This is a genomic window from Vibrio sinensis, from assembly GCF_003605645.1.
In the GTDB taxonomy this organism is placed as follows: Bacteria; Pseudomonadota; Gammaproteobacteria; order Enterobacterales; family Vibrionaceae; genus Vibrio; species Vibrio sinensis.
Window position 1 is genome coordinate 20,509 of record NZ_QVMU01000002.1, and the last position, 22,331, is coordinate 42,839.

Genomic DNA, 22,331 nt, shown 5'->3' on the forward strand with positions numbered 1-22,331 from the left:
CTCCAAAAGGAGGCTTTCTATAACTTCGTTCTAACTATTCGTTATTGAGGAAGTTTTACGTCAGATAGGTCTTCACCTGCACCGATTGCTTTCATTTCACCAGCAACGATTTCAGCTAGAGGGCCTAAGATAACTTGAAGGTTGTTTTCACCAAGTTTAACCACACCTTTTGCACCTAATTTCTTAAGAACAACTTCATCTGCCACTGTACGGTCTTTCAATGTAAGACGTAGACGAGTGATACATGCGTCGATAGACGTTAGGTTATCGTGGCCACCTAGTGCTTTAAGGTATTGACGAGCAAGCTCACCACTCTTCGCTTCACCAGCTGGAGCTGCTGCTACCGCTTCGTCATCATCTTCACGACCTGGCGACTTCAAGTTGAAAGCGCGGATTGCAAAGCTGAATGTTACGAAGTATAGAGCACCGAAACTTAAACCAATCAGTAGAAGAACAAATGGCTTAGTTGCTAGGCCCCAGTTTAGAATGAAGTCAATAAGACCCGCTGAGAAACCAAAGCCGTGTAGCGTACCAAAGTAGTTAGCAACCACTAGAGATAGACCAGTGAACACTGCGTGCATTGCATATAGAGCAGGAGCAAGGAACACGAACATGAATTCTAGAGGCTCTGTAATACCAGTTAGGAATGAACAGAATGCTACTGAGAATAATGCACCACCAACTTGGCTACGTTTTTCAACAGGAGCAGCTAGGTACATTGCTAGTGCTGCACCTGGCAGACCAAACATCATTACAGGGAAGAAACCATTCATGAATACGCCAGCGCCTTTATCGCCACCGAAGTAACGGTGTAGGTCACCAGATTTCAGAGTTTCTGTCACTTCTTTAACAGTTGCTGTGATTTCAGGTGTTACTGAGTTAGCGAATTCAAATGTGTGGCTTTGACCAGCAACAAGAGTTTTAGCAAGCGCAGGGTCTACACAAAGCTGTTGTAGTGATGGTAAAGCTTGACCAGCAGCCTGAGCACCCGTTACAAGCACTTCTTGACACGTACCCATACCGAACCAGAAGTATGAGTTAAGAACGTGGTGAAGACCAACAGGGATAAGCGCACGGTTAAGAGTACCGTATACGAACTGGCCGATGTAACCAGAAGTAGAAACAGCGTGTGCTAGAGCATCTAGACCGCTTTGGATAACTGGCCATACAACACCAGAAACCGCACCAGCAACAAGAGCAAATAGACCAGCCATAATTGGTACTAGACGCTTACCAGCGAAGAATGCTAACCACTCTGGTAGACGGGTCATATGAAAAGCGTTGTACGAGTGACCAGCGATAATACCAGCAATGATACCACCGAAGAATGACATGTTTACGTCAGCATTGATTGTTGCTGCTGTTGCTGTAAGTACAAAGTAAGCGACTGCACCAGCTAGACCAGCAGCACCTTGACCGTCTTTTGAAAGACCAATCGCGATACCTAGACCAAACAATAGTGGCAGTTGACTAAAGATTGCGTTACCAGCAGATGCCATAAATGCAATATCTAGTAGGTCAGGCTGACCTAAACGTAGTAAAAGTGCCGCAACGGGAAGCGTTGCGATAGGTAGCATAAGAGCTTTACCTAGCTTTTGCGCATATCCAAGAATATTCACCTTAAGTTCCCCCTATAGGATTCTGTATTTTTTTTGAACAACTTTTTTTGGTTGCTCAATTTAGTCCTCCTCAGTTTATGATATTAATTTTGCTCCGCAAATTAAAACCTTATCATTTGTGATCATAATCACCAGAAAAGGCCATAAGCCAAGGTTTTTGCTAGCGAGATCATAAAACTTATTTTACAATTAAAAAAAATGCCTTTTTGCGAGTAAAATACAAGGTATTATAAGCTCACGTTAAATTCGATGAACTCTTTCCTATAAAGGCTTGTCTCGTTTTTTAGAGCATCTAAATATTTACGGCCCCTAGAAGCTATCGTTCATCTGTTTTAGGGGATAAGAACGTACTTTTTGTTCGTTTGTTAAACATATTTCACGACCTAATTGAAGCCCACAAATAAAGTCCACAAAAGTGGTCAATAATGCTCCGTTAGGCGGATAAAGATTAAAGACTTTGACTATAAGGATTGGCTAAATCATGTATGCGCTAACTAACTGTAAAATCTACACCGGTAATGACGTACTCGTTAATCACGCCGTTATCATTAAAAACGATCTGATTGAATCTGTATGTCCAATGACTGAGCTTCCAGAGGGTATCGAGACTCGTGATCTCAACGGTGCCAACCTAAGTCCTGGTTTTATCGATTTACAGTTAAACGGCTGTGGCGGAGTGATGTTAAATGACGAAATCACCGCAGACACAATGCAAATCATGCACCTTGCCAACCTAAAATCAGGCTGTACCAGCTTCCTGCCAACCCTGATCACATCATCTGATCAAGATATGCGCCAAGCCGTAGCTGCAGCTCGTGAATACCAAGCGAAATATGATAACCAATCACTAGGCTTACACCTAGAAGGCCCATATTTAAATGTCGCAAAAAAAGGGATTCACAGCGTTGATTACATTCGTCCATCGGATGACAGCATGATCGATTTCATGTGTGACAATGCTGACGTGATTGCTAAAGTAACACTCGCACCAGAACACAACGATGCGGCACACATTACCCGTCTAAAAGAAGCAGGTATCGTAGTTTCAATCGGCCACACTAATGCAACGTACGCTGAAGCTCGTCAAAGTTTTGAAGCGGGCATCACATTCGCTACGCACCTGTTCAATGCCATGACACCAATGGTCGGTCGTGAGCCAGGTGTTGTTGGTGCAATCTATGATACTTCAGATGTTTACGCTGGTATTATTGCTGACGGCTTCCATGTTGATTATGCAAACATCCGAATCGCCCACAAAATTAAAGGTGAAAAATTAGTATTAGTGACGGACGCCACAGCTCCAGCAGGTGCTGAGATGGAATACTTTATTTTTGTTGGTAAGAAAGTATATTACCGTGATGGCAAGTGTGTTGACGAAAATGGCACACTTGGAGGCTCAGCACTTACTATGATTGAAGCAGTACAAAATACTGTTGAGCACGTTGGTATCGCACTGGATGAAGCACTACGCATGGCAACTTTATACCCAGCAAAAGCGATTGGAGTAGACAATAAACTAGGCCGAGTAAAACAAGGCATGGTTGCAAACTTGACTGCTTTCGATCGTGACTTCAACATCCTAGCGAATGTTGTTAATGGACATTACGAGCACATCTAATCATGAATGGCGGACAAATAGGTAACGTAGATTTAGTTAAACAACTAAATGGGGCAGCAGTATATAGACTTATTGATCAGCAAGGTCCTATCTCTAGGATCCAAGTTGCTGACGTAAGCCAACTGGCTCCAGCCAGTGTTACTAAAATCACCCGCCAACTTCTAGAGCGCGGCTTAATTAAAGAAGTCGCGCAACAAGCTTCGACCGGTGGTCGACGCGCTATATCACTCACTACCGAAGTCGAACCTTTCCACTCAGTGGCAGTTCGACTTGGCCGTGATTATATCCAATTCAGCCTTTACGATTTAGGCGGCAAAGAGCTTGCTAGCCAATATCACGAATTTTATTACACCACTCAAGGTGAATTGGTTGATGGCTTACTGACTTTCTTAAAAGGTTTCATCCAAGAAAATCAAAATATTATCAACCAATTAATCGCTATTGGCATCGCCCTACCTGGACTGGTCAACCCAGAGCATGGTGTGGTTGAATACATGCCAAATATCAATGTTGATAACCTCGCTCTCGGAGATCTAATTACCAATACATTCCACGTCGAGTGCTTTGTTGGTAATGACATTCGTGGCATGGCTTTAGCTGAACATTATTTTGGTGCTAGTCGTGATTGCCAAGATTCGATTTTGGTCAGCGTACACCGTGGTACAGGTGCAGGTATCATTGTTAATGGCCAAGTTTTTCTCGGTTACAACCGTAATGTTGGGGAAATCGGTCATATTCAGATTGATCCGCTTGGTGAACAATGTCAGTGCGGTAATTTTGGCTGTCTTGAAACCATCGCTGCGAACCCAGCAATCATTGAACGGGTTAAAAAACTCATCTCGCAAGGTTACGAATCAAGTCTCAGCCGACTTGATAGCATTACTATTCATGATGTGTGTGAGCATGCTAATCTCGGTGATGAGCTTGCTCAACAAAGTTTGATTCGCGTTGGTAATCAGCTAGGTAAAGCCATTGCGATAACCGTTAACCTGTTTAACCCACAAAAAGTGATCATCGCTGGTGACGTGACTCGTAGTGAAGAGATCCTCTTCCCTGCTATCCGTCGAAATGTTGAAAATCAATCTTTGCCAACATTCCATAGCGATCTTCCTATCGTAGCGTCAGAAATGGATAAACGACCAACGATGGGCGCCTTTGCAATGATCAAACGAGCGATGTTAAACGGTGTCCTGTTACAAAAACTGTTAGAAGATTGATCGCTTAATGCGGCAATTGCGTTAATATAACGGGCTATGTGTTTGACACATGGCCCGTTTTAGTAGGAAGAAGCAACCCTCGTATGGAATTAATATTGATCTCAACCGCTTTTCTAGCGGGTTTTATCGCACTAAAGTGCAACCTCCCTCCTCTCGTTGGCTTCTTGCTAGCGGGCTTTGGTCTCAACGCTATGGGTTACGAAAGCAACGAATCTATCGTTTTACTCGCCGACCTTGGGGTCACATTACTGCTATTTTCAATCGGTTTGAAGCTCGATATCAAAACCCTACTTTCAAAAGAAATTTGGGCTGGCGCAACAATACATAACCTCCTTTCAACCGCTATTTTTAGTGTTGCTTTGCTCTGTTTCAAGGTCCTAGGCATCAGTTCACTCGCTGCCATGTCTATCGATCAAATTCTCTTGCTTGGCTTTGCTCTCTCTTTCTCTAGCACTGTATTCGCGGTTAAATCTCTACAAGAAAAAGGGGAATTAAACGCGACGTATGGCACGATTGCGATTGGTATCCTCGTCATGCAGGATATTTTCGCTGTCGTTTTCCTAACCGCATCGACCGGAAAGTTACCTGAATGGTATGCCATCGCACTTTTTGCCCTGCCATTACTTCGACCTTTGTTCTACAAATTACTCGACTGGGTTGGCCATGGAGAAATGCTGGTTCTCTTCGGCATTTTCTTCGCGCTCGTTGTCGGCGCTGGGTTATTTGAATTCGTCGGTATGAAGCCTGATTTGGGCGCTCTTATTCTTGGAATGTTGCTCGCCGGCCATAAAAAAGCCTCTGAGTTATCCAAAGCGTTATTTAATCTAAAGGAGCTATTCTTAGTCTGCTTCTTCTTAAATATCGGTTTGTTAGAGCAGCCAACGATCGCCGGATTTGCTTTAGCTATTTTGTTCTTACTGTTACTTCCGCTAAAAGGCATTCTGTACTTTTTAGTATTAAATACTTTCAAATTCCGTGTACGTACTTCGTTACTAACGACGTTAAGCCTCTTCAATTATAGTGAATTTGGTTTAATCGTCGGTGGCCTCGCATTCAAAATGGGCTGGATGAGTGGGGATATATTGGTCGCACTTGCAATGGCCGTATCCATTTCATTTGTTCTCGCCTCGCCTATCAACAACAAAGGACACGATTTATATCGTCGCTCCAGTCGATGGCTAAAAGAACATGCAGCAGAAAAGCTCAATATTCGCGATCAACTTATCAATCCTGGCAATGCTCAGATCTTAATCCTAGGTATGGGTCGGATCGGCACTGGTGCTTACGATGAACTGAGAACGCGCTATGGCAAAGTAAGCTTAGGGATTGAAGTAAGAGAAGAAGCCGCATTAAAGCATCGAGAACAAGGTAGAAACGTTATCTGCGGTGATGCAACTGACTCAGACTTTTGGGAACGTATTCTTGATACTGATAACGTAAAACTCGTATTGCTTGCGATGCCACACCACCAAGGAAACCAAATTGCCCTTGATCAGTTAAAACAACGTCAATTTAAAGGACAAATAGCGGCCATTGCTGAATATCCTGACCAATTAGAAGCACTTTATCAACTAGGTGTTGATGCTGCATTTAATATCTACAGCGAAGCCGGTAGTGGTTTTGCTCGAAACGTTTGCGATCATTTGCAACCGGAGTTTACTCCGATAAACAATGAGCACGACATAGCTCAATTTGTTGAAACATCGACCAGGATGAACAAAATATAAGCTAAACATGGATTTTATTCACCTAAATGCTAATTTAATTAGATGGCATTCACCAATACATACTATTTGTGATTTTTTTTATCGAGAACTGTTGATTTTTTTAATCATACTGGCAAATTTAAGTTATTGAGTGAGTATAAATATTTAAAAGGAAGTTGTATGTGTTCAGTATTTGGTATTTTAGAGATTAAAAGTGACGCAGCGGCTTTGCGCCCGATTGCATTGGAAATGTCTAAAAAGCTACGCCATCGTGGACCGGACTGGTCTGGAATTTACGCTTCAGACAAAGCGATTTTAGCCCATGAGCGTCTAGCTATTGTTGGTCTAAATAGTGGCGCACAACCTATTTATAGCCCTGATGGCAAACTTGTTCTTGCGGTCAACGGTGAGATTTATAATCACAAAGAAATTCGAGCTCGTTACGAGGGCCGATACGACTTTCAAACCGATTCTGATTGTGAAGTCATTCTTGCGCTTTACCAAGAGTTCGGCGCTGATCTTCTAGAAGAATTGAACGGCATTTTTGCTTTCATTCTTTATGATGAAGAAAAAGATCAATATCTAATCGGTCGTGACCATATTGGGATCATCCCCCTTTATCAAGGTTACGATGAGCATGGTAACTACTATGTTGCTTCGGAAATGAAAGCACTGGTTCCAGTATGTAAAACTGTGAGCGAATTCCCTCCAGGCAGTTACTATGGTTCTGAAGATGCGGAGCCTCAACGTTACTATATTCGCGATTGGAATGAATATGCTGCGGTTAAAGACAACCACAGCAGTAAAGAGGAACTCACAGCAGCATTAGAAGCCGCCATTAAACGTCAGTTGATGACAGACGTACCTTATGGGGTTCTGTTGTCTGGTGGTTTAGATTCTTCTATTACTTCTGCGGTTGCCAAACGCTACGCGGCAATGCGAATTGAAGATGACGAAAAGTCAGCAGCATGGTGGCCTCAGTTACACTCTTTCGCTATTGGCCTTGACGGTGCACCTGATTTAAAAGCCGCTCGTGAAGTTGCTGCTCAAATTGGTACTGTTCACCATGAAATGACCTATACCATCCAAGAGGGTCTCGATGCGATTCGTGATGTTATCTATCACATTGAAACTTATGACGTCACCACGATTCGTGCTTCGACTCCAATGTTCCTATTAGGTCGTAAGATCAAAGCAATGGGCATTAAAATGGTGTTGTCTGGTGAGGGGGCTGATGAAATATTTGGCGGTTACCTTTACTTCCATAAAGCACCAAATGCACAAGAATTTCATGAAGAAACGGTACGTAAACTACTCGCTCTTAACATGTTTGACTGCGCTCGCGCCAACAAATCGCTTGCAGCTTGGGGTGTTGAAGGTCGCGTTCCATTCCTAGATAAAGAGTTTATCGACGTTGCAATGCGCTTGAACCCTGCTGATAAAATGTGTGGCAACGGTAAGATGGAGAAGCATATTCTTCGTGAATGTTTTGAACACTATCTACCGGAATCAATTGCATGGCGTCAAAAAGAGCAGTTCTCAGATGGGGTTGGTTACAGCTGGATTGATACTTTAAAAGCCGTTGCAGAAGAAAAAGTAACGGCTCAGCAAATGGAAACAGCGCAGTTCCGCTTCCCGTATAACACGCCAAGTACTAAAGAAGGCTACGTATACCGCGAGATTTTTGAAGAGCTGTTCCCACTGCCATCAGCTGCTGAATGTGTTCCTGGTGGTCCATCGGTTGCTTGTTCATCAGCAAAAGCTATTGAGTGGGATGAGTCATTTAAAAATTGTGTTGACCCATCAGGCCGTGCGGTTCAAAACGTTCACAACGATTCATATCAGTAGAGTGCGTGTATTTTGATTTAATGTGATTTAACGCAACTGCTTAATCGATATTAAATCCTAGTTCGAATCAGAAATGACATTCAAAGACCAATAAAAAGGGGCATCGAAATCGATGCCCCTTTTCTATTCTTAATCTAAGACTTATTTCAAGTCACGGATAAGTTGTGCGATTGCTTCCCAATCACCTTTGTCCATTAGATCTGTTGGAACCATCCAAGTACCACCACAAGCAACTACAGATTTAATTGCTAGGTACTCTTCAACATTCGCAAGGCTTACACCGCCTGTTGGCATGAAGTTTACTGGGTAAACAGCTGTCAACGCTTTAAGCATTGCAACGCCGCCTGATGGCTCTGCTGGGAAGAACTTCAGCATACGCAAACCCATTTCCATCGCTTGTTCAACCAAACTTGGGTTGTTCACACCCGGTACGATTGGCATATTGCGTTGTTGGCAGTATTTTACTGTCGTAGGGTTAAAACCTGGGCTAACAATGAAATCAACACCTGCATCAATAGCAATGTCTACTTGTTCAGAGGTTAACACCGTACCAGCACCAATCAATAGCTCTGGGTATGCTTGACGCATAACACGAATCGACTCAGCAGCTGCTTCTGTGCGGAATGTAACTTCTGCACATGGCAAACCATTTTCTACCAATACTTTAGCTAATGGCAAAGCTTGAGCGACATCGTTGATAGCGATAACAGGGACGATTTTGATTTCTCTTAATCGTTGTTCAATGGTGTTCATAAATAACCTCTAAAGGAAAAAGCTTAGTGTAGCAACAATGATAAATGCGATACCGCCTAGTAACGTTTCCATTACAGTCCAAGTTTTTAGGGTTGTTTTCTCATCCATATCAAGTAGACGAGAAACTAACCAGAAACCAGAGTCATTGAAGTGAGATAGTACTGTTGCACCACCCGCAATCGCAATTACGATGAAACAAAGGTCTAGTTCACTTAGGCCTGTTGCTGTCGCTACAACTGGAGCAATCAAAGCAGCTGTTGTTGTAAGAGCTACCGTTGCAGAACCTTGAGCAACACGTAGACATGTAGAAATAACAAATGCAGCAACGATGATTGGCATACCTGTATCTGTTAACACACCAGCAAGTGCATCACCAATACCGCTCGCACGTAGAACGCCACCGAACATGCCGCCCGCACCTGTTACTAGAATAACGCCACAGATTGGAGCCAAAGAATCGCCACAAAGCTTCTCAAGCTTCGCCATGCCGTAATCTTTTGCAAAAACCATCAGACACACAAGCAGAGTAATCAGTAGTGCTACTGGTGTTTTACCTAACATACGTAGGAACTCAACTAACGCTGTCTTACCATCAATAACACCAGCAACCGCTAGAGTATTTAGGCCTGTATCTAAACAGATCAAAACAACAGGTAGTACGAGAATCGTCATTACTGTGCTGAATTTTGGTAGCTTCGCTTCGTCAATTACAGTGTCGCTGTTGAAAAATGCTTTAGAAAGAGGAACATCAAATTTCTTACCAGCATACAGACCGAACAAGTATGCACCGAAGTACCATGTTGGGATTGCAACAAGAATACCTACCACTAGTAGAAGACCGATATTTGCGCCTAAGAACTCAGCAGCAGCAACAGGACCAGGGTGTGGAGGAACGAAACCGTGCATTACCGCAAAAGCACCAGCTGATGGCAATGCGTATTTAATTGGAGAGCCACCAAAACGAGCTGCAACACTTAAAATGATTGGCATCATTACTACTAGGCCCGCATCAAAGAAGATAGGGAAACCAAATAGAAGTGATGCTACACCCAGTGCAAATGGTGCACGTTCTTTACCAAAACGGCCGATTAGTGTATCAGCCAGTACTTTAGCACCGCCTGTTACTTCTAAAATTTTACCGATCATGGCACCTAGGCCAACAAGTAGTGCTACCGATGCCAATGTGCCACCGAAGCCGTTCATCATGGTTGGTACAACTTGATCAGACGTAACGCCTGTCGCAATAGCAGTACCTAAACTTACAATAGTTAGAGATGCAAATGCATGAACTTTTAACTTAATAATAAGAACAAGTAACGCGACAATTGCGAGGACCGCAATAGTTAACAAATAGGTCGGGTCAGAAGCTTGGGCTAACTGTTCCATAGATTCACCTTCAATTTTAGTTTGTGTTATAGATCACATTTATTTAAGTTACCGGTAACATGTTACCGATAACACCAATAAGATAAACACATATTTTAAAGTGAATTCCAAAATTGGGATCGTGCGCAAATTTACTAATGAGGATTGGTTATGGCGGGTAGTAGTGTCATCGTTATGGGTGTATGTGCTTGTGGAAAAAGCACGATTGGCGAGCAATTAGCAAAAAAGCTTGGTCGCAAATTTATTGATGGTGATGATCTCCATCCAAGAGCTAACATTCAAAAAATGTCCTCAGGACAGCCGCTCAATGACGAAGACCGCAAGCCATGGCTAGAACGAATTCGAGACGCCTCATACAGCTTAGAAAGCAAAAATGAACACGGCATTATTGTTTGTTCAGCGTTGAAAAAAGTGTATCGCGATCAAATCCGTGAGGGAAATGAGAACGTGACATTCCTATTCCTAGATGGTGACAAACAGCTGATCCTTGATCGCATGAGTAAACGTCAAGGCCACTTCATGAAAGAAAACATGGTTAACAGCCAGTTCGAAACGTTAGAGCGCCCAGATGCTGAACCTCAAACTATTGTGGTGAGCATTGACACAACAATCGAAAATATTATTGAAGAAGCAGCTCAAAAACTGATTGCGCAAAATGAGGCGGTACTATGACCCATCCTATTATTCTAGATGTAACACAACGACTCACCGAGCGTAGTTTAGCGACTCGCAACGAGTTTTTAGCACGCACTCAAGCGCAAGCTGAAATGGGCAAAGGCCGAGCTAACCTGACTTGTGGCAACCTTGCTCACGCAGTAGCGGCTTCTTGTTCAACTGAAAAACAGAACATTCTCGACTTCACTCATTCAAATGTGGCTTTGATCAGTGCATACAATGATATGTTGAGTGCTCACCATCCTTATCAAACCTACCCTGCGCAAATTAAACAAACACTTGCTCAGTATGGTCATACTTCACAAGTTGCTGGTTGTGTTCCGGCGATGTGTGATGGTGTAACTCAAGGCCAAGCGGGTATGGATATGTCTCTGTTCTCCCGTGACCTTATTGCACAATCAACTGCACTGTCATTGAGTCATAACGTATTTGATGCAACGCTACTGCTTGGTATTTGCGATAAAATCGCACCAGGCCAGCTAATGGGCGCACTTGCTTATGCTCACTTGCCGACAGCGTTTGTTCCTGCAGGCTTAATGTCGACGGGTATTAGCAACGATGAAAAAGTCGATGTACGCCAAAAATTTGCTGCTGGTGAAGTCGGCAAAGACGCACTTTTAGATATGGAATGCCGCGCATATCACTCATCTGGTACATGTACATTCTATGGTACAGCGAATACCAACCAGCTTGTTTTCGAAGCGATGGGCTTAATGCTACCGGGTTCGGCATTTATTCACCCTTACTCAGAATTGCGTACAGCATTAACTGATTATGCATCGGTGAAAATCGCATCAATGACGAGTGGTTCAGCAAACTTCCGTCCACTGTCTGAAGTTGTGACAGAAAAGAGCTTAATTAACGGCATTATCGCACTATTGGCTTCGGGTGGTAGTACTAACCACTCAATCCACATGTTAGCGGTCGCACGCGCTGCCGGTATCATGTTGACTTGGCAAGACATCAGCGATCTCTCTGAAGTTGTGCCGCTATTGGCTCGTGTTTATCCAAATGGCCCTGCGGATATGAACGCTTTCCAAGAGGCCGGTGGCGTACCTGCATTACTACATCGCCTTAACGAAGCTGAGTTACTACACCGCGACGTTACACCTGCATTCGGCGAGTTTGCAGACCAAATGACCTTACCAGTTCTAAACCAGGGTCAACTAGAATGGGCTGCATGCAACGGTTCACTTGATAAAGAAGTCATTTCTGATGCTGGTAATGTATTCCAAAGCACGGGTGGTACTCGCATGCTCAAAGGCAACCTAGGTAACGCGGTTGTCAAAGTATCAGCAGTAAAAGAAGACCAACGCATCGTTGAAGCACCTGCTGTGGTGTTCCAATGTCAGCATGAAGTAGAAGCGGCTTATAAACGCGGTGAACTCAACAAAGATTGTATCGTTGTTGTAACTCACAATGGCCCAGCTGCGAATGGTATGCCTGAACTGCACAAACTAATGCCGATTCTAGGTAACATTCAAAAAGCAGGCTTTAAAGTAGCTCTAGTTACTGATGGTCGTCTATCTGGCGCTTCCGGTAAAATTCCATCTGCTATCCACCTTTCACCAGAAGCATTACGTGGTGGTGCGATTGGTTTAGTTCGCGATGGCGATATCATCCGTCTTGACTGTCAAACCGGTGAGTTGAACAATCTAAATGATATGGCTGACCGTCAAGCTATCGATTTTGATACTGAAATTGGCCAGCAAACGTGGGGACGCGGTCTATTTAAAGTCATGCGCCAAAGTGTTTCAAGCGCAGAAGAAGGCGCGAGCTTTATCGTATAACGAAAGCAGAACCATATAACTAAGACGTATACTTAAGACATATAACTAATTGAAAGGTGAGACATTTAAATAAAATGGCTCACCTTTTTTATTTCTCGCTGATATTTTGTTCTAAATTTATTGATATCACTGCGTGTGATCATATTTTGATTACGCAAATATTTCTTCGCTTGTGATAAGAACCATGATTGTTGATACTGTTACACGTAACATTAACAATAATAATCATAATCATGACCTCGAATAATAAAAAGAGTCGCTCGACATTGCAGGATGTCGCAGACCAAGTTGGCGTAACAAAAATGACCGTATCACGCTATATGCGTAATCCGGATTCCGTAGCAGCGAAAACTCGAGAAAAAATTGCTGCTGTGATTGAAGAGATGGGTTACATAGAGAACCGTGCTCCTGCCATGCTCTCTAAGTCGTCCAGTAATGCTATTGGCATCCTACTTCCATCCCTATCTAACCAAATTTTTGCTTCTTTTGTTCAAGGAATAGAGACGGTTACCAATGCTCATGGCTACGAAACATTACTCGCTCACTTTAGCTATGACGAACACGAAGAAGAGCGCAAAATTGCATCATTACTTTCTTATCAAGTGGATGGATTAATCTTAACTGAAAGTCACCACACTCCGCGTACACTGCAGATGATCAAAAACGCAGGCATCCCTGTCGTTGAAACGATGGAGCTTCCTAAAAACCCAATTGATATGGCCGTCGGTCTTAACCATATTGATGCATCGTATGATGTCGTTAAACGCATCATCGCCGCGGGAAAAACCACCATCGCCTATTTTGGTGCGCGTTTAGATACTCGTACACGATTAAGGATGGAGGGGTATGACAAAGCAATGTTAGATGCTGGCCTAGAGCCAATTCATATCCTGACCGGTGAACACTCCAGTTTCTCATTAGCTTCAGACCTACTTGAACGAGCCCTAAATGAATATCCTGATTTAGATGGCATATTCTGTACTAATGATGATATTGCGATTGGTACCCTGCTAGATGCCCAACGTCGTGGTATTAAAGTTCCTCAGCAACTTTCTATCGTCGGTTACAATGCTTTGGATATCGGCCAAACTATCACCCCGAAACTCACCAGTGTGGATACACCTCGTTTTGAGATTGGCGAAAAAAGTGCTCAGCTGCTTATCGCGCGCTTAAAAGGTGAAAAAACAACGCAAAACCTTGTTGATATGGGATACAACATCACTGAAGGTGAGAGTATTTAAGGATAAATCGCGATCGTTAAACGAAAAGCGCATTCCAAAAACTTAATGACGAGAAATCAAAAAATAAAAAGCCGCTTCCTTATATGTACTTATAAAGGAAGCGGCTTCTTTTGATCGATAAAAAACTAAAAACTAGAAACTAGAAACTAGAAACTAAAGGCTAGTTCAAACCTAAATCTTTGTTATCTATACTCATAGGAACATGACGACTGATCATGTTGACCAATAAGATAGAGCGAGTTTCGCCATCTGGTTCTTGATAAATGGCATCAATACCAGCAAATTGACCACTTGCTACACGCAAGATCTGCCCTTTCTCTGGTAAAACAACCTCACTTTTCGGTTCAATCTGAGCTTCGAGCTGTTTTAGGGTAAATATCAAATCACCCTCTATTGGCTGCGGATAGCTACCTTGACGAATAAAATCCACGACACCTCGTGTCGAGCGGATCGTCGTAAAAGATGGCCCCTGTTCATAATCAAACCGAACAAACATATAAGATGGGAATAGCGGCTCTAACTTTTTATGGCGCTTTCCACGCAAGATTTTTTCTACTTCAATTTGAGGATAGTAGCTCTCAACACCTTGGTTCTCTAAGTGCTGTTTTGCTCGCTGCTGTTCCCCTCGTTTACAGTAAAGTAAATACCACTGTTTCATATGCCACTTCAGCCAACTTTTTTTTCCATCCTATCATTAAGTATATCGGCATAAAATTAGAAATATAAAAACGCGAACTTAGATGATTAAAAAACCGCACAACTTGTTGTTTTTTAATCGAAGCACTAAAATTCCCGCACATATATACTTATCACAACAAGGATCTGTGAACGATGAGAACGCTTTCTATCTTCCTCACGTTATTCACCATTCAGCTGTCTACGATTCAACTAGCAAACGCTGAACCTCTCTATTGGAGTGCACAGAAAGGGGCACTCAAACTAATGATTGTCGGTTCTATCCATGTTGGAGATGTTTCTATGTATCCGCTTCCAGCGGAGATCACAGACACACTTGCGCAATCAAATGGTTTAATTGTGGAAGCTGACATACGAAACAATAGTTCACTGACATTCCCCAAACATCAAACCACCACAGAGCAAGAACTCAATAGCCATCAGAGAAAAGAGCTAGCGGGTATCGCCTCACTACTCAATTTAAATATTGATGAGCTATTTCGCATGCCGCCTTGGTCTAGCGCGCTCGCCATACAAATGCGCCAACTCGAATATTTAGGCTATAAGGCTCAAGATGGCGTCGATATGTGGTTACTTATGCAGGCAGCTCGACAAGGAAAACCAATATATGGTCTGGAAACCACACAATTTCAAATTAATCTTCTGACCAGCCAACCGCAGGGCGGAAAAGAGTTACTAGTAAGTGCGCTTGAAGAGTTTGACCATTCAGAAAATGCGATGAATTGTCTAATAAAAAGCTGGAAATCTGGTGATATTAATAAACTCAATGAATTTGCTCAGTTAACCGAAATGTCAGCGGAACTTGAACAACGTTTTCTATTCGATCGGAATCATGATTGGGCAAAGAAACTATCCGATAGGCAGTTTCTACCTAAACAGAGAGGAGAATATGTCGTTGTGGTTGGGACATTACATCTTATTGGACCAGATAATTTAATCAATTTACTGCAATCAAAAGGATTTTCGATTCGTCAATTATCTAAAAGTACCGCGGCTAACTGTGAGTTTAAATATTAGTTTAAAACTCCTGCCAGTTTTTTCTGTACTCATTCGATAGCACTGCAATAGTGCTTCAACTTTAAAAAATACACATACAAAAAAGCCGTAGCATTTCTGCTACGGCTTTCTCTAAGATGGTCGGTGAAGAGGGATTCGAACCCCCGACCCTCTGGTCCCAAACCAGATGCGCTACCAAGCTGCGCTATTCACCGAGATGTTTCATAAGGCTTATTGCCCGTCAACGAGAGCGTATATTACGGATTCTCCGCCTTAACGCAAGCGCTTTTCTACAACTTTTACCTTATTTCACTCCAACCGCTCAAAAGACCATCAATAATGAGTCTCGCACGATCTGGCGCACACAATAACAAACAATTATTACACTAAATATATACAATTGATCCAGATCAGTGATGTTTTGTTATCCATATTTTAACGTAGATAAGTCATCAGAACTTGAGAGGATAAGAATATGGACTTTTGGCTCGACCTTCTATTTGGTAATGCAGTTGGACTATCGTCTATGCTCGTTATATTCAGCGCTCTTGGTCTGATGCTGTTTTACGGCGGCTTCATCCTTTATAAAGTGATGAATGACAAATCTCCTCACTAACATCGCATAGCTCACTATTCGACGAGTCAAGATATACGATTAGGAAAATGCTACGCACCGAAGTAGATAACTTTGTCTGCTTCGGTTTTTTATTGGTTTTTTTTTGTGATGGCACGATTTTTATAAAGAAGCTATTTAACAGAGAAACCATTTTGTAGCGAAACAGCTTTATAACGAAGCTGTTTTATAAAGAAGCAATGTGCACCCATCGATAACTTCAGTATATAATCTTTTCATTGATTGATTTCTCTGAGATGCAGCTATGTCTCAAGACGACGACCTATCCCTCTTCCAAGCGATGATGGGAGATGTAACACCACTTCATAACGATACGGCGACACACAAGAAGCAGCACCAAGTCACCCAAGCGCAATTAGCAAAGCGTGAAGCTGCCATCTGGCTCGGTGATGATAATCCCGAACACCTCTCAATCGACAACGCTCCGATGCTCAAACCCGATGATATTATTGAGTTCAAACGTGATGGGGTCCAAGATGGTGTCTATCGTAAACTTCGCCTCGGTAAATACCCACTTCAAGCACGATTAGACTTACACAAAAGAACGCTCAAAGAAGGGCGTGATGAAGTTGTTAAGTTCCTAAAACAATGTATGAAAATGGATGTGCGCACCGTCATCATCATTCATGGCCGTGGAGAGCGTTCGAATCCACCAGCATTAATGAAAAGCTATGTTGCCCAATGGCTGTCACAGATCAACGATGTACAATGCGCTCATAGTGCGCAGCGTTTTCATGGCGGGACGGGCGCTGTTTACGTGCTATTGAAAAAGAGCCCAGCTAAAAAACATGAAAACTGGGAAAGACACCAAAAACGATTGGGTTAGATTGGTATCGAATGGTACTATTCGCGCCCGCAATTTTTCCTGCGATGGCAAATCAGTTACAAAAGAAACCGGGAACAACCTATATCGTTATTCCATAACTCGATTCCTGCAACTGCCGTTGTGAAACGTTAAGAGAACAAAACAATGACACAAGACTGCGCAAAACGCTTAAATAAATACATTAGTGAAACTGGCTACTGCTCTCGTCGAGAAGCCGACAAACTGATTGATCAAGGACGCGTGACCATCAATGGTCAAATCCCAGAAATGGGTACAAAGGTCCTTCCTGGCGATGATGTTTCTATCGACGGTAAACCTGTCAAAGAAAAAGAAAAACCGATATACATCGCGTTGAACAAGCCGACAGGTATCACATGTACAACAGAAAGAGATATTCCTGGCAATATTGTTGATTTCATCGGGTTGAGGCAGCGTATCTTCCCTATTGGCCGTCTTGATAAACCATCTGATGGTTTAATCTTTTTGACCAATGACGGTGATATCGTGAATAAAATTTTGCGTGCCGGCAATAATCACGAAAAAGAGTACGTTGTTCGCGTCGATAAACCGATCACTGATGAATTCATTCGTCAAATGGGCTCAGGGGTTTCTATTTTAGATACGGTTACCCTGCCTTGTACTGTCACTAAAGAAACCAAGTTCTCTTTTCGCATCGTATTAACACAAGGTTTGAACCGTCAGATCCGCCGTATGTGTGAAGCACTCGGTTACGAAGTCTTTAAACTCCGTCGCGTACGTATTATGAACATTAGCCTTGATGGAATTCCTAATGGTCGATGGCGTTATCTCTCTGATGAAGAAATCACAACGATTCTATCAATGTGTGAAACATCAACGAACTCAGAAAATGCCTCAAAATTAGATCAACAAGGCCGTCAAATTCGCAAAGCAACTGATGCGAAGCTATTCGATAGCCGTGAAGAAAATCAAACATCGACAGCGCGTCGCAACCAAAAGCAACGCACATTTAAAGGCCGCAATGCCGATGAATTCCGTCACGCGCCAAGCTCGAAGAAAGGACGCAGTGGTCAAGCATCAAATAGTAATGGCCGTTCAGAAAACGCCTCTAAGTTCAGTCGTGATCGCTCAGCACCACGCCCAGCAAGCAAACCACGCAGTGGTGGCACTCTCAGCCTAAAAAAATAATCGCGGTTGAATTACGTTGATATTAACTAGGTAACAAAAAAGGGAAGCTAAGCTTCCCTTTTTATATTCTCTTTTAGTCACCAGTCTGCAAACCTCTCGTATTCACGACCGATAAACTAAAATTGGATATTATTTAGTACCGAAGATCTTGTCACCAGCATCACCAAGACCTGGGACGATGTAGCCTTTGTCATTCAGTTTTTCATCGATAGCAGCAGTGTAAAGCTCAACTTCAGGGTGTGCTCTTTCTAGTGCCGCGATACCCTCAGGAGCCGCAACCAATACTAGAACTTTGATTTGCTGACAACCTTTCTCTTTAAGAAGATCGATTGTTGCAATCATAGAACCGCCTGTTGCTAGCATTGGGTCTACAACTAATGCAATACGCTCATCGATATTTGAAGCTAACTTGTTGAAGTAAGGTACTGGCTCAAGTGTTTCTTCATCGCGGTAAATACCAACAACACTGATACGTGCACTTGGCATATGCTCTAGCACACCATCCATCATGCCAAGGCCAGCACGTAGAATAGGCACTACTGTTACTTTTTTACCTTTAATCTGGTCAACTTCAACTGGACCATTCCAACCGTCAATCGTTACTTTCTCTGTCTCAAAGTCCGCGGTTGCTTCATAAGTCAGTAGGCTACCGACTTCAGTTGCTAACTCACGAAAGCGCTTAGTGCTAATGTCACCTTCTCGCATTAGACCAATTTTATGTTTAACAAGAGGGTGTTTCACTTCAACAACTTTCATTTCCATCTCCGGCAATAGGCAATTTTCAAATAAACCCTCAGAGTATAATCGACTTCTCGTTGAAGATCTTGCCATAGATATCATCATCATGTCCGATAGCGCGGAATTTAAGCACTCACCCATGAACGCCAACATTTGACAGCCCAAGGTGATACATCTTAGTTACACAATCAAAACCAGAGTGCTATGTGCCCTACATCACTTTCATCTTTTGCCATTTTGAACAGTCTAAGTTCGCGATTTGTTGTTGTTCATTCACCTTGAAACATTCAGAGACGAAATTAATTTTAGAGCGTGAGATAAAAAGTTACGCAAACGTTTGCTCTTTGCGTTTATCCACTGGTAGAATAGCGCCGTTTTCATATCCAACTAACTAGACTGAGGACTTCCCGTGAGTAGCAATAACACTTCTCTAAGCTATAAAGACGCTGGTGTTGATATCGATGCAGGCAATGCACTGGTTGATCGAATCAAAGGTGCTGTAAAGCGTACTCGTCGCCCTGAAGTTATGGGTGGCATTGGTGGCTTCGGTGCTCTTTGCGAACTACCAACAAAATACAAACAACCCGTTCTCGTTTCTGGTACTGATGGTGTCGGTACTAAGTTACGTTTAGCTCTGGATATGAAAAAGCATGACACTATTGGTATCGACCTCGTCGCCATGTGTGTCAACGACCTAATTGTACAAGGCGCCGAACCTCTTTTCTTCCTAGATTACTACGCAACAGGCAAGCTAGATGTTGATACAGCCGCTGATGTAGTCTCTGGTATTGCTGATGGCTGCGTTCAAGCTGGATGTGCTCTGATCGGCGGTGAAACCGCTGAAATGCCAGGTATGTACGAAGGTGAAGACTATGATGTCGCTGGTTTCTGTGTCGGTGTTGTCGAAAAAGAAGACATTATTGACGGAACCAAAGTAGCGGCAGGTAACGCGTTAATCGCTGTCGGTTCAAGCGGACCTCACTCAAACGGTTACTCTCTCGTACGTAAAATACTTGAAGTGTCTGGCGCAGATAAAAACGAAGAACTTCAAGGCCGTACCATTGGCGAACATTTACTAGAACCAACAAAAATCTACATTAAATCTGCACTAAAAATGATCGAGCAACATGACATTCATGCTATCTCGCACATTACTGGTGGCGGCTTCTGGGAAAACATTCCACGCGTATTGCCGCAAGGAACAAAAGCTGTGATTGATGGCAGTAGTTGGGAATGGCCAATTATCTTTAAGTGGCTTCAAGAAAAAGGCAATGTTACGACACACGAGATGTACCGTACATTTAACTGTGGCGTTGGTCTAATCATTGCTCTTCCACAAGAGCAAGCCGATGCAGCGGTCAAACTACTACAACAAGAAGGCGAAAACGCATGGGTAATCGGTCAGATTGCACTAGCTCAAGCCGAAGAAGAACAAGTAGAGATAAAATAAGTATGAAGAGTATTGTCGTTTTAGTTTCAGGAAATGGAACCAATTTACAGGCCATTATCGATGCTTGTGAAACCAACATCAGCAACGGAAAAGTCACAGCTGTGTTTTCAAACAAAGCGGAGGCTTTTGCCCTAGAGCGTGCGAAAAAAGCTGGTGCCGCAGGTATATTTCTAGATCCTAACGACTTCGATACTCGTGATGCTTTCGATCAAGAGCTAATGCGTCAAATTGATGAGTATGAGCCAACCTTGCTCATTTTAGCCGGCTATATGCGTATTTTAAGTGGCGAATTTGTTCGCCACTATATGGGGCGAATGATCAATATCCACCCATCGCTACTACCAAAGTACCCTGGGTTAAATACTTATCAACGTGCTATCCATGCAGGTGACGAAGAACATGGAACCAGTGTCCATTTCGTCACTGAACAACTCGATGGTGGCCCAGTGATCTTACAAGCTAAAGTACCCATCTTCGATGAAGATACGGTCGAGACTCTTACTCAACGCGTGCAAACTCAAGAGCACCTTATCTACCCTATGGTGACTAAGTGGTTTGTTGAGGGGCGTTTAGAAATGCGAGATGGAAAGAGCGCCTACCTCGATGGTACTTTGCTTAGCATGTATGGCTACGCTGAAGAATAAAGAAAGCATAAATAGTGATGTTTAAAACGAGCCAATTGGCTCGTTTTTTATTTCTCATCGTCCATTAATCCTCTGTTCATCCCCTACTGGCTACACTAGCCAAAAAATAAGGAGATAACGATGGACCTTAAAACACTGCTTAATCAAGCACTCAATTCCGACCTTGTTCGTCAAGGTAAAGAACAGCTAAAACAACACTCAAACAAGACCAGCCACGCTTCTTCAAGCAAGAAGAATCAAAGTGCTCATTCTTTCGGTAATGGTGCTTTAGGAGCGAGTGCATTGGGGGGCGGTCTCATTGGTTTACTCATGGGCTCAAAAAAAAGCAAAGGTATGGGCAAAACCGCACTGAAAGCGGGAGGAGTTGCTGCACTCGGGGCCTTAGCTTACAAAGTTTATAATGACTGGCAGCAATCACAGTCAAACATGACAGCCCAAGCACCAAGTACTTTCAATGAACATGATTCAATCCATAGTGAATTAATCTTCAAAGCAATGATTGCAGCGGCCAAAGCTGATGGGCATGTCGATCCCCAAGAAATGAGTCATATTGAACAAGCGATACAAAAAGCGGGCGCAGATTCACAGCTTCAGCAAATGCTTCATCAAGAACTTAATAAACCATTAGACCCAACGCAAATAGCCAGACTTGCCACAACGCCGCAACAAGCTTCGGAAATTTATTTGGCGTCATTGCTGGTCATCGATGAACAAAACTTCATGGAGAAAGCTTACTTACAAGAACTCGCTAAGCAAATGCAACTCTCACCACAAGTCACTGAACAGTTAGCCAAACAGCTCCACTAGACAAGTTGTTTAAAAATCGACCATGCTATTCATTGGGTTGAGCCAGAACAAACTTACGCCTTTGAGTTTACAATGTGACAGAGGTATAGTTGAGAACAGTTATCAAATTGGAATATTGACATGCAAGTATATGGTTGTTGTGATTTAGTTCGTGAATTTTATGCTCAAATTGGTAGTGGCGATCAAGGCTACATACCTAAAGCGATTTCTTGTGTTGTTAAAACCTTAAACGAGATTGCAGCTGACGAGTCTTTATCAAAAGAGACTCGCGAAAAAGCGGCATTTGCTGCAGCAAATCTACTCATCTCAGATTTCGAGGATAAGGAATGAACTTAACCAATTTTGAGAGTATGGACACCATCATGCTGATGAGCATCGTCAACTTAAAGCTACGTGATGATTTCAACGGTGACCTAAACGAACTCGCTGTATTTTTTGATATTGATAAAGCCGCTTTAGAAAGCAAGCTTGCAACCGCAGGATTTGAGTTTTTACCTGAAGTCGGGCAATTTCGCTAAGC

General features: G+C 42.9%; 21 protein-coding genes and 1 tRNA gene. 16 read left to right on the top strand and 6 right to left on the bottom strand.

Annotated elements, in window-relative coordinates:
• Positions 1-41: 41 nt before the first annotated feature.
• Complete coding sequence (gene nagE, locus DZ860_RS03645) at positions 42-1,619, bottom strand: N-acetylglucosamine-specific PTS transporter subunit IIBC (RefSeq protein WP_120029573.1); 1,578 nt, start codon at positions 1,617-1,619, stop codon at positions 42-44.
• A gap of 481 nt (positions 1,620-2,100) precedes the next feature.
• Between nagE and nagA the strand changes: the two genes are divergently transcribed.
• The 4 genes from nagA to asnB all read left to right on the top strand — a co-directional run bounded on the left by nagA (position 2,101) and on the right by asnB (position 8,008).
• The gene (gene nagA / locus DZ860_RS03650; RefSeq protein ID WP_120029574.1) at positions 2,101-3,237 is read left to right on the top strand and encodes an N-acetylglucosamine-6-phosphate deacetylase; all 1,137 of its coding nucleotides are present in this window, start codon (positions 2,101-2,103) and stop codon (positions 3,235-3,237) included.
• A 2-nt stretch (positions 3,238-3,239) separates the two neighbouring features.
• Positions 3,240-4,454 carry a DNA-binding transcriptional regulator NagC gene (gene nagC, locus DZ860_RS03655; RefSeq protein WP_120029575.1) on the top strand — a complete coding sequence of 405 codons (1,215 nt, stop codon included), beginning with the start codon at positions 3,240-3,242 and terminating at the stop codon, positions 4,452-4,454.
• A gap of 83 nt (positions 4,455-4,537) precedes the next feature.
• The gene (locus tag DZ860_RS03660; RefSeq protein ID WP_120029576.1) at positions 4,538-6,181 is read left to right on the top strand and encodes a cation:proton antiporter domain-containing protein; all 1,644 of its coding nucleotides are present in this window, start codon (positions 4,538-4,540) and stop codon (positions 6,179-6,181) included.
• A gap of 159 nt (positions 6,182-6,340) precedes the next feature.
• On the top strand, positions 6,341-8,008 hold the full coding sequence (asnB, locus tag DZ860_RS03665) for an asparagine synthase B (RefSeq protein ID WP_120029577.1): 1,668 nt from the start codon (positions 6,341-6,343) through the stop codon (positions 8,006-8,008).
• A 141-nt stretch (positions 8,009-8,149) separates the two neighbouring features.
• On the opposite strand, the gene DZ860_RS03670 is transcribed toward asnB, so the two are convergent.
• Both DZ860_RS03670 and DZ860_RS03675 read right to left on the bottom strand, forming a co-directional pair.
• Positions 8,150-8,761 carry a bifunctional 4-hydroxy-2-oxoglutarate aldolase/2-dehydro-3-deoxy-phosphogluconate aldolase gene (locus DZ860_RS03670; RefSeq protein WP_120029578.1) on the bottom strand — a complete coding sequence of 204 codons (612 nt, stop codon included), beginning with the start codon at positions 8,759-8,761 and terminating at the stop codon, positions 8,150-8,152.
• 9 nt (positions 8,762-8,770) lie between these two features.
• A complete protein-coding gene (locus tag DZ860_RS03675) occupies positions 8,771-10,147 on the bottom strand; it encodes a GntP family permease (protein ID WP_120029579.1) in 1,377 nt (458 codons plus the stop codon).
• Between the two features lie 150 nt (positions 10,148-10,297).
• Here DZ860_RS03675 and DZ860_RS03680 point away from each other — a divergent pair, with 150 nt between their 5' ends.
• The 3 genes from DZ860_RS03680 (at position 10,298) to DZ860_RS03690 (ending at position 13,853) form a co-directional block, all read left to right on the top strand.
• Entirely contained in the window at positions 10,298-10,819 is a 522-nt protein-coding gene (locus DZ860_RS03680; protein ID WP_120029580.1) for a gluconokinase, read from the top strand.
• Positions 10,816-12,612 (top strand): phosphogluconate dehydratase, encoded by a 1,797-nt coding sequence (edd, locus tag DZ860_RS03685; RefSeq protein ID WP_120029581.1) that lies wholly within the window; start codon positions 10,816-10,818, stop codon positions 12,610-12,612. Before DZ860_RS03680 ends, edd begins: the two co-directional genes overlap by 4 nt.
• A 233-nt stretch (positions 12,613-12,845) precedes the next feature.
• Entirely contained in the window at positions 12,846-13,853 is a 1,008-nt protein-coding gene (locus tag DZ860_RS03690; RefSeq protein ID WP_120029582.1) for a substrate-binding domain-containing protein, read from the top strand.
• Positions 13,854-14,013: 160 nt separating this feature from the next.
• Here the strand turns inward: DZ860_RS03690 and rfaH are convergent, their stop codons facing one another.
• A complete protein-coding gene (rfaH, locus tag DZ860_RS03695) occupies positions 14,014-14,511 on the bottom strand; it encodes a transcription/translation regulatory transformer protein RfaH (protein ID WP_120029583.1) in 498 nt (165 codons plus the stop codon).
• 173 nt (positions 14,512-14,684) lie between these two features.
• On the opposite strand from rfaH, the gene DZ860_RS03700 reads away from it, so the two are divergent.
• Positions 14,685-15,566 carry a TraB/GumN family protein gene (locus tag DZ860_RS03700; RefSeq protein WP_120029584.1) on the top strand — a complete coding sequence of 294 codons (882 nt, stop codon included), beginning with the start codon at positions 14,685-14,687 and terminating at the stop codon, positions 15,564-15,566.
• Positions 15,567-15,683: 117 nt separating this feature from the next.
• Here the strand turns inward: DZ860_RS03700 and DZ860_RS03705 are convergent.
• Positions 15,684-15,760, bottom strand: a tRNA-Pro gene (locus DZ860_RS03705).
• Between the two features lie 260 nt (positions 15,761-16,020).
• Between DZ860_RS03705 and DZ860_RS03710 the strand changes: the two genes are divergently transcribed.
• From DZ860_RS03710 to rluF, 3 genes are all read left to right on the top strand, one after another.
• On the top strand, positions 16,021-16,161 hold the full coding sequence (locus DZ860_RS03710; RefSeq protein WP_120029585.1) for a DUF3149 domain-containing protein: 141 nt from the start codon (positions 16,021-16,023) through the stop codon (positions 16,159-16,161).
• 262 nt (positions 16,162-16,423) lie between these two features.
• Entirely contained in the window at positions 16,424-17,005 is a 582-nt protein-coding gene (smrA, locus tag DZ860_RS03715) for a DNA endonuclease SmrA (protein ID WP_120029586.1), read from the top strand.
• Between the two features lie 144 nt (positions 17,006-17,149).
• Complete coding sequence (rluF, locus tag DZ860_RS03720; RefSeq protein WP_120029587.1) at positions 17,150-18,172, top strand: 23S rRNA pseudouridine(2604) synthase RluF; 1,023 nt, start codon at positions 17,150-17,152, stop codon at positions 18,170-18,172.
• Positions 18,173-18,301: 129 nt separating this feature from the next.
• Here rluF and upp read toward each other — a convergent pair whose 3' ends face one another.
• Complete coding sequence (upp, locus tag DZ860_RS03725) at positions 18,302-18,928, bottom strand: uracil phosphoribosyltransferase (RefSeq protein WP_120029588.1); 627 nt, start codon at positions 18,926-18,928, stop codon at positions 18,302-18,304.
• A 391-nt stretch (positions 18,929-19,319) separates the two neighbouring features.
• Here upp and purM point away from each other — a divergent pair, with 391 nt between their 5' ends.
• From purM to DZ860_RS03750, 5 genes are all read left to right on the top strand, one after another.
• Positions 19,320-20,360 (top strand): phosphoribosylformylglycinamidine cyclo-ligase, encoded by a 1,041-nt coding sequence (purM, locus tag DZ860_RS03730; RefSeq protein WP_120029589.1) that lies wholly within the window; start codon positions 19,320-19,322, stop codon positions 20,358-20,360.
• Between the two features lie 2 nt (positions 20,361-20,362).
• Positions 20,363-21,004, top strand: coding sequence for a phosphoribosylglycinamide formyltransferase (purN, locus tag DZ860_RS03735; RefSeq protein ID WP_120029590.1), 642 nt, complete (start codon positions 20,363-20,365; stop codon positions 21,002-21,004).
• Between the two features lie 120 nt (positions 21,005-21,124).
• Positions 21,125-21,811: a tellurite resistance TerB family protein gene (locus tag DZ860_RS03740; protein ID WP_120029591.1), complete on the top strand. Its 687-nt coding sequence runs from the start codon at positions 21,125-21,127 to the stop codon at positions 21,809-21,811.
• 120 nt (positions 21,812-21,931) lie between these two features.
• On the top strand, positions 21,932-22,141 hold the full coding sequence (locus DZ860_RS03745) for a YaeP family protein (RefSeq protein ID WP_120029592.1): 210 nt from the start codon (positions 21,932-21,934) through the stop codon (positions 22,139-22,141).
• Complete coding sequence (locus tag DZ860_RS03750; protein ID WP_120029593.1) at positions 22,138-22,329, top strand: DUF4250 domain-containing protein; 192 nt, start codon at positions 22,138-22,140, stop codon at positions 22,327-22,329. The genes DZ860_RS03745 and DZ860_RS03750 overlap by 4 nt, the downstream gene beginning before the upstream one ends.
• The last annotated feature ends 2 nt before the right edge of the window (positions 22,330-22,331 follow it).

Excerpts from the sequence above, each read along its gene's own strand:
- nagA (WP_120029574.1), top strand. The coding sequence starts at position 2,101 with ATGTATGCGCTAACTAACTGTAAAATCTACACCGGTAATGACGTACTC.
- nagC (WP_120029575.1), top strand. The coding sequence starts at position 3,240 with ATGAATGGCGGACAAATAGGTAACGTAGATTTAGTTAAACAACTAAAT.
- DZ860_RS03660 (WP_120029576.1), top strand. The coding sequence starts at position 4,538 with ATGGAATTAATATTGATCTCAACCGCTTTTCTAGCGGGTTTTATCGCA.
- asnB (WP_120029577.1), top strand. The coding sequence starts at position 6,341 with ATGTGTTCAGTATTTGGTATTTTAGAGATTAAAAGTGACGCAGCGGCT.
- DZ860_RS03670 (WP_120029578.1), bottom strand. The coding sequence starts at position 8,761 with ATGAACACCATTGAACAACGATTAAGAGAAATCAAAATCGTCCCTGTT.
- DZ860_RS03675 (WP_120029579.1), bottom strand. The coding sequence starts at position 10,147 with ATGGAACAGTTAGCCCAAGCTTCTGACCCGACCTATTTGTTAACTATT.
- DZ860_RS03680 (WP_120029580.1), top strand. The coding sequence starts at position 10,298 with ATGGCGGGTAGTAGTGTCATCGTTATGGGTGTATGTGCTTGTGGAAAA.
- edd (WP_120029581.1), top strand. The coding sequence starts at position 10,816 with ATGACCCATCCTATTATTCTAGATGTAACACAACGACTCACCGAGCGT.
- DZ860_RS03690 (WP_120029582.1), top strand. The coding sequence starts at position 12,846 with ATGACCTCGAATAATAAAAAGAGTCGCTCGACATTGCAGGATGTCGCA.
- rfaH (WP_120029583.1), bottom strand. The coding sequence starts at position 14,511 with ATGAAACAGTGGTATTTACTTTACTGTAAACGAGGGGAACAGCAGCGA.
- DZ860_RS03700 (WP_120029584.1), top strand. The coding sequence starts at position 14,685 with ATGAGAACGCTTTCTATCTTCCTCACGTTATTCACCATTCAGCTGTCT.
- DZ860_RS03710 (WP_120029585.1), top strand. The coding sequence starts at position 16,021 with ATGGACTTTTGGCTCGACCTTCTATTTGGTAATGCAGTTGGACTATCG.
- smrA (WP_120029586.1), top strand. The coding sequence starts at position 16,424 with ATGTCTCAAGACGACGACCTATCCCTCTTCCAAGCGATGATGGGAGAT.
- rluF (WP_120029587.1), top strand. The coding sequence starts at position 17,150 with ATGACACAAGACTGCGCAAAACGCTTAAATAAATACATTAGTGAAACT.
- upp (WP_120029588.1), bottom strand. The coding sequence starts at position 18,928 with ATGAAAGTTGTTGAAGTGAAACACCCTCTTGTTAAACATAAAATTGGT.
- purN (WP_120029590.1), top strand. The coding sequence starts at position 20,363 with ATGAAGAGTATTGTCGTTTTAGTTTCAGGAAATGGAACCAATTTACAG.
- DZ860_RS03740 (WP_120029591.1), top strand. The coding sequence starts at position 21,125 with ATGGACCTTAAAACACTGCTTAATCAAGCACTCAATTCCGACCTTGTT.
- DZ860_RS03745 (WP_120029592.1), top strand. The coding sequence starts at position 21,932 with ATGCAAGTATATGGTTGTTGTGATTTAGTTCGTGAATTTTATGCTCAA.
- DZ860_RS03750 (WP_120029593.1), top strand. The coding sequence starts at position 22,138 with ATGAACTTAACCAATTTTGAGAGTATGGACACCATCATGCTGATGAGC.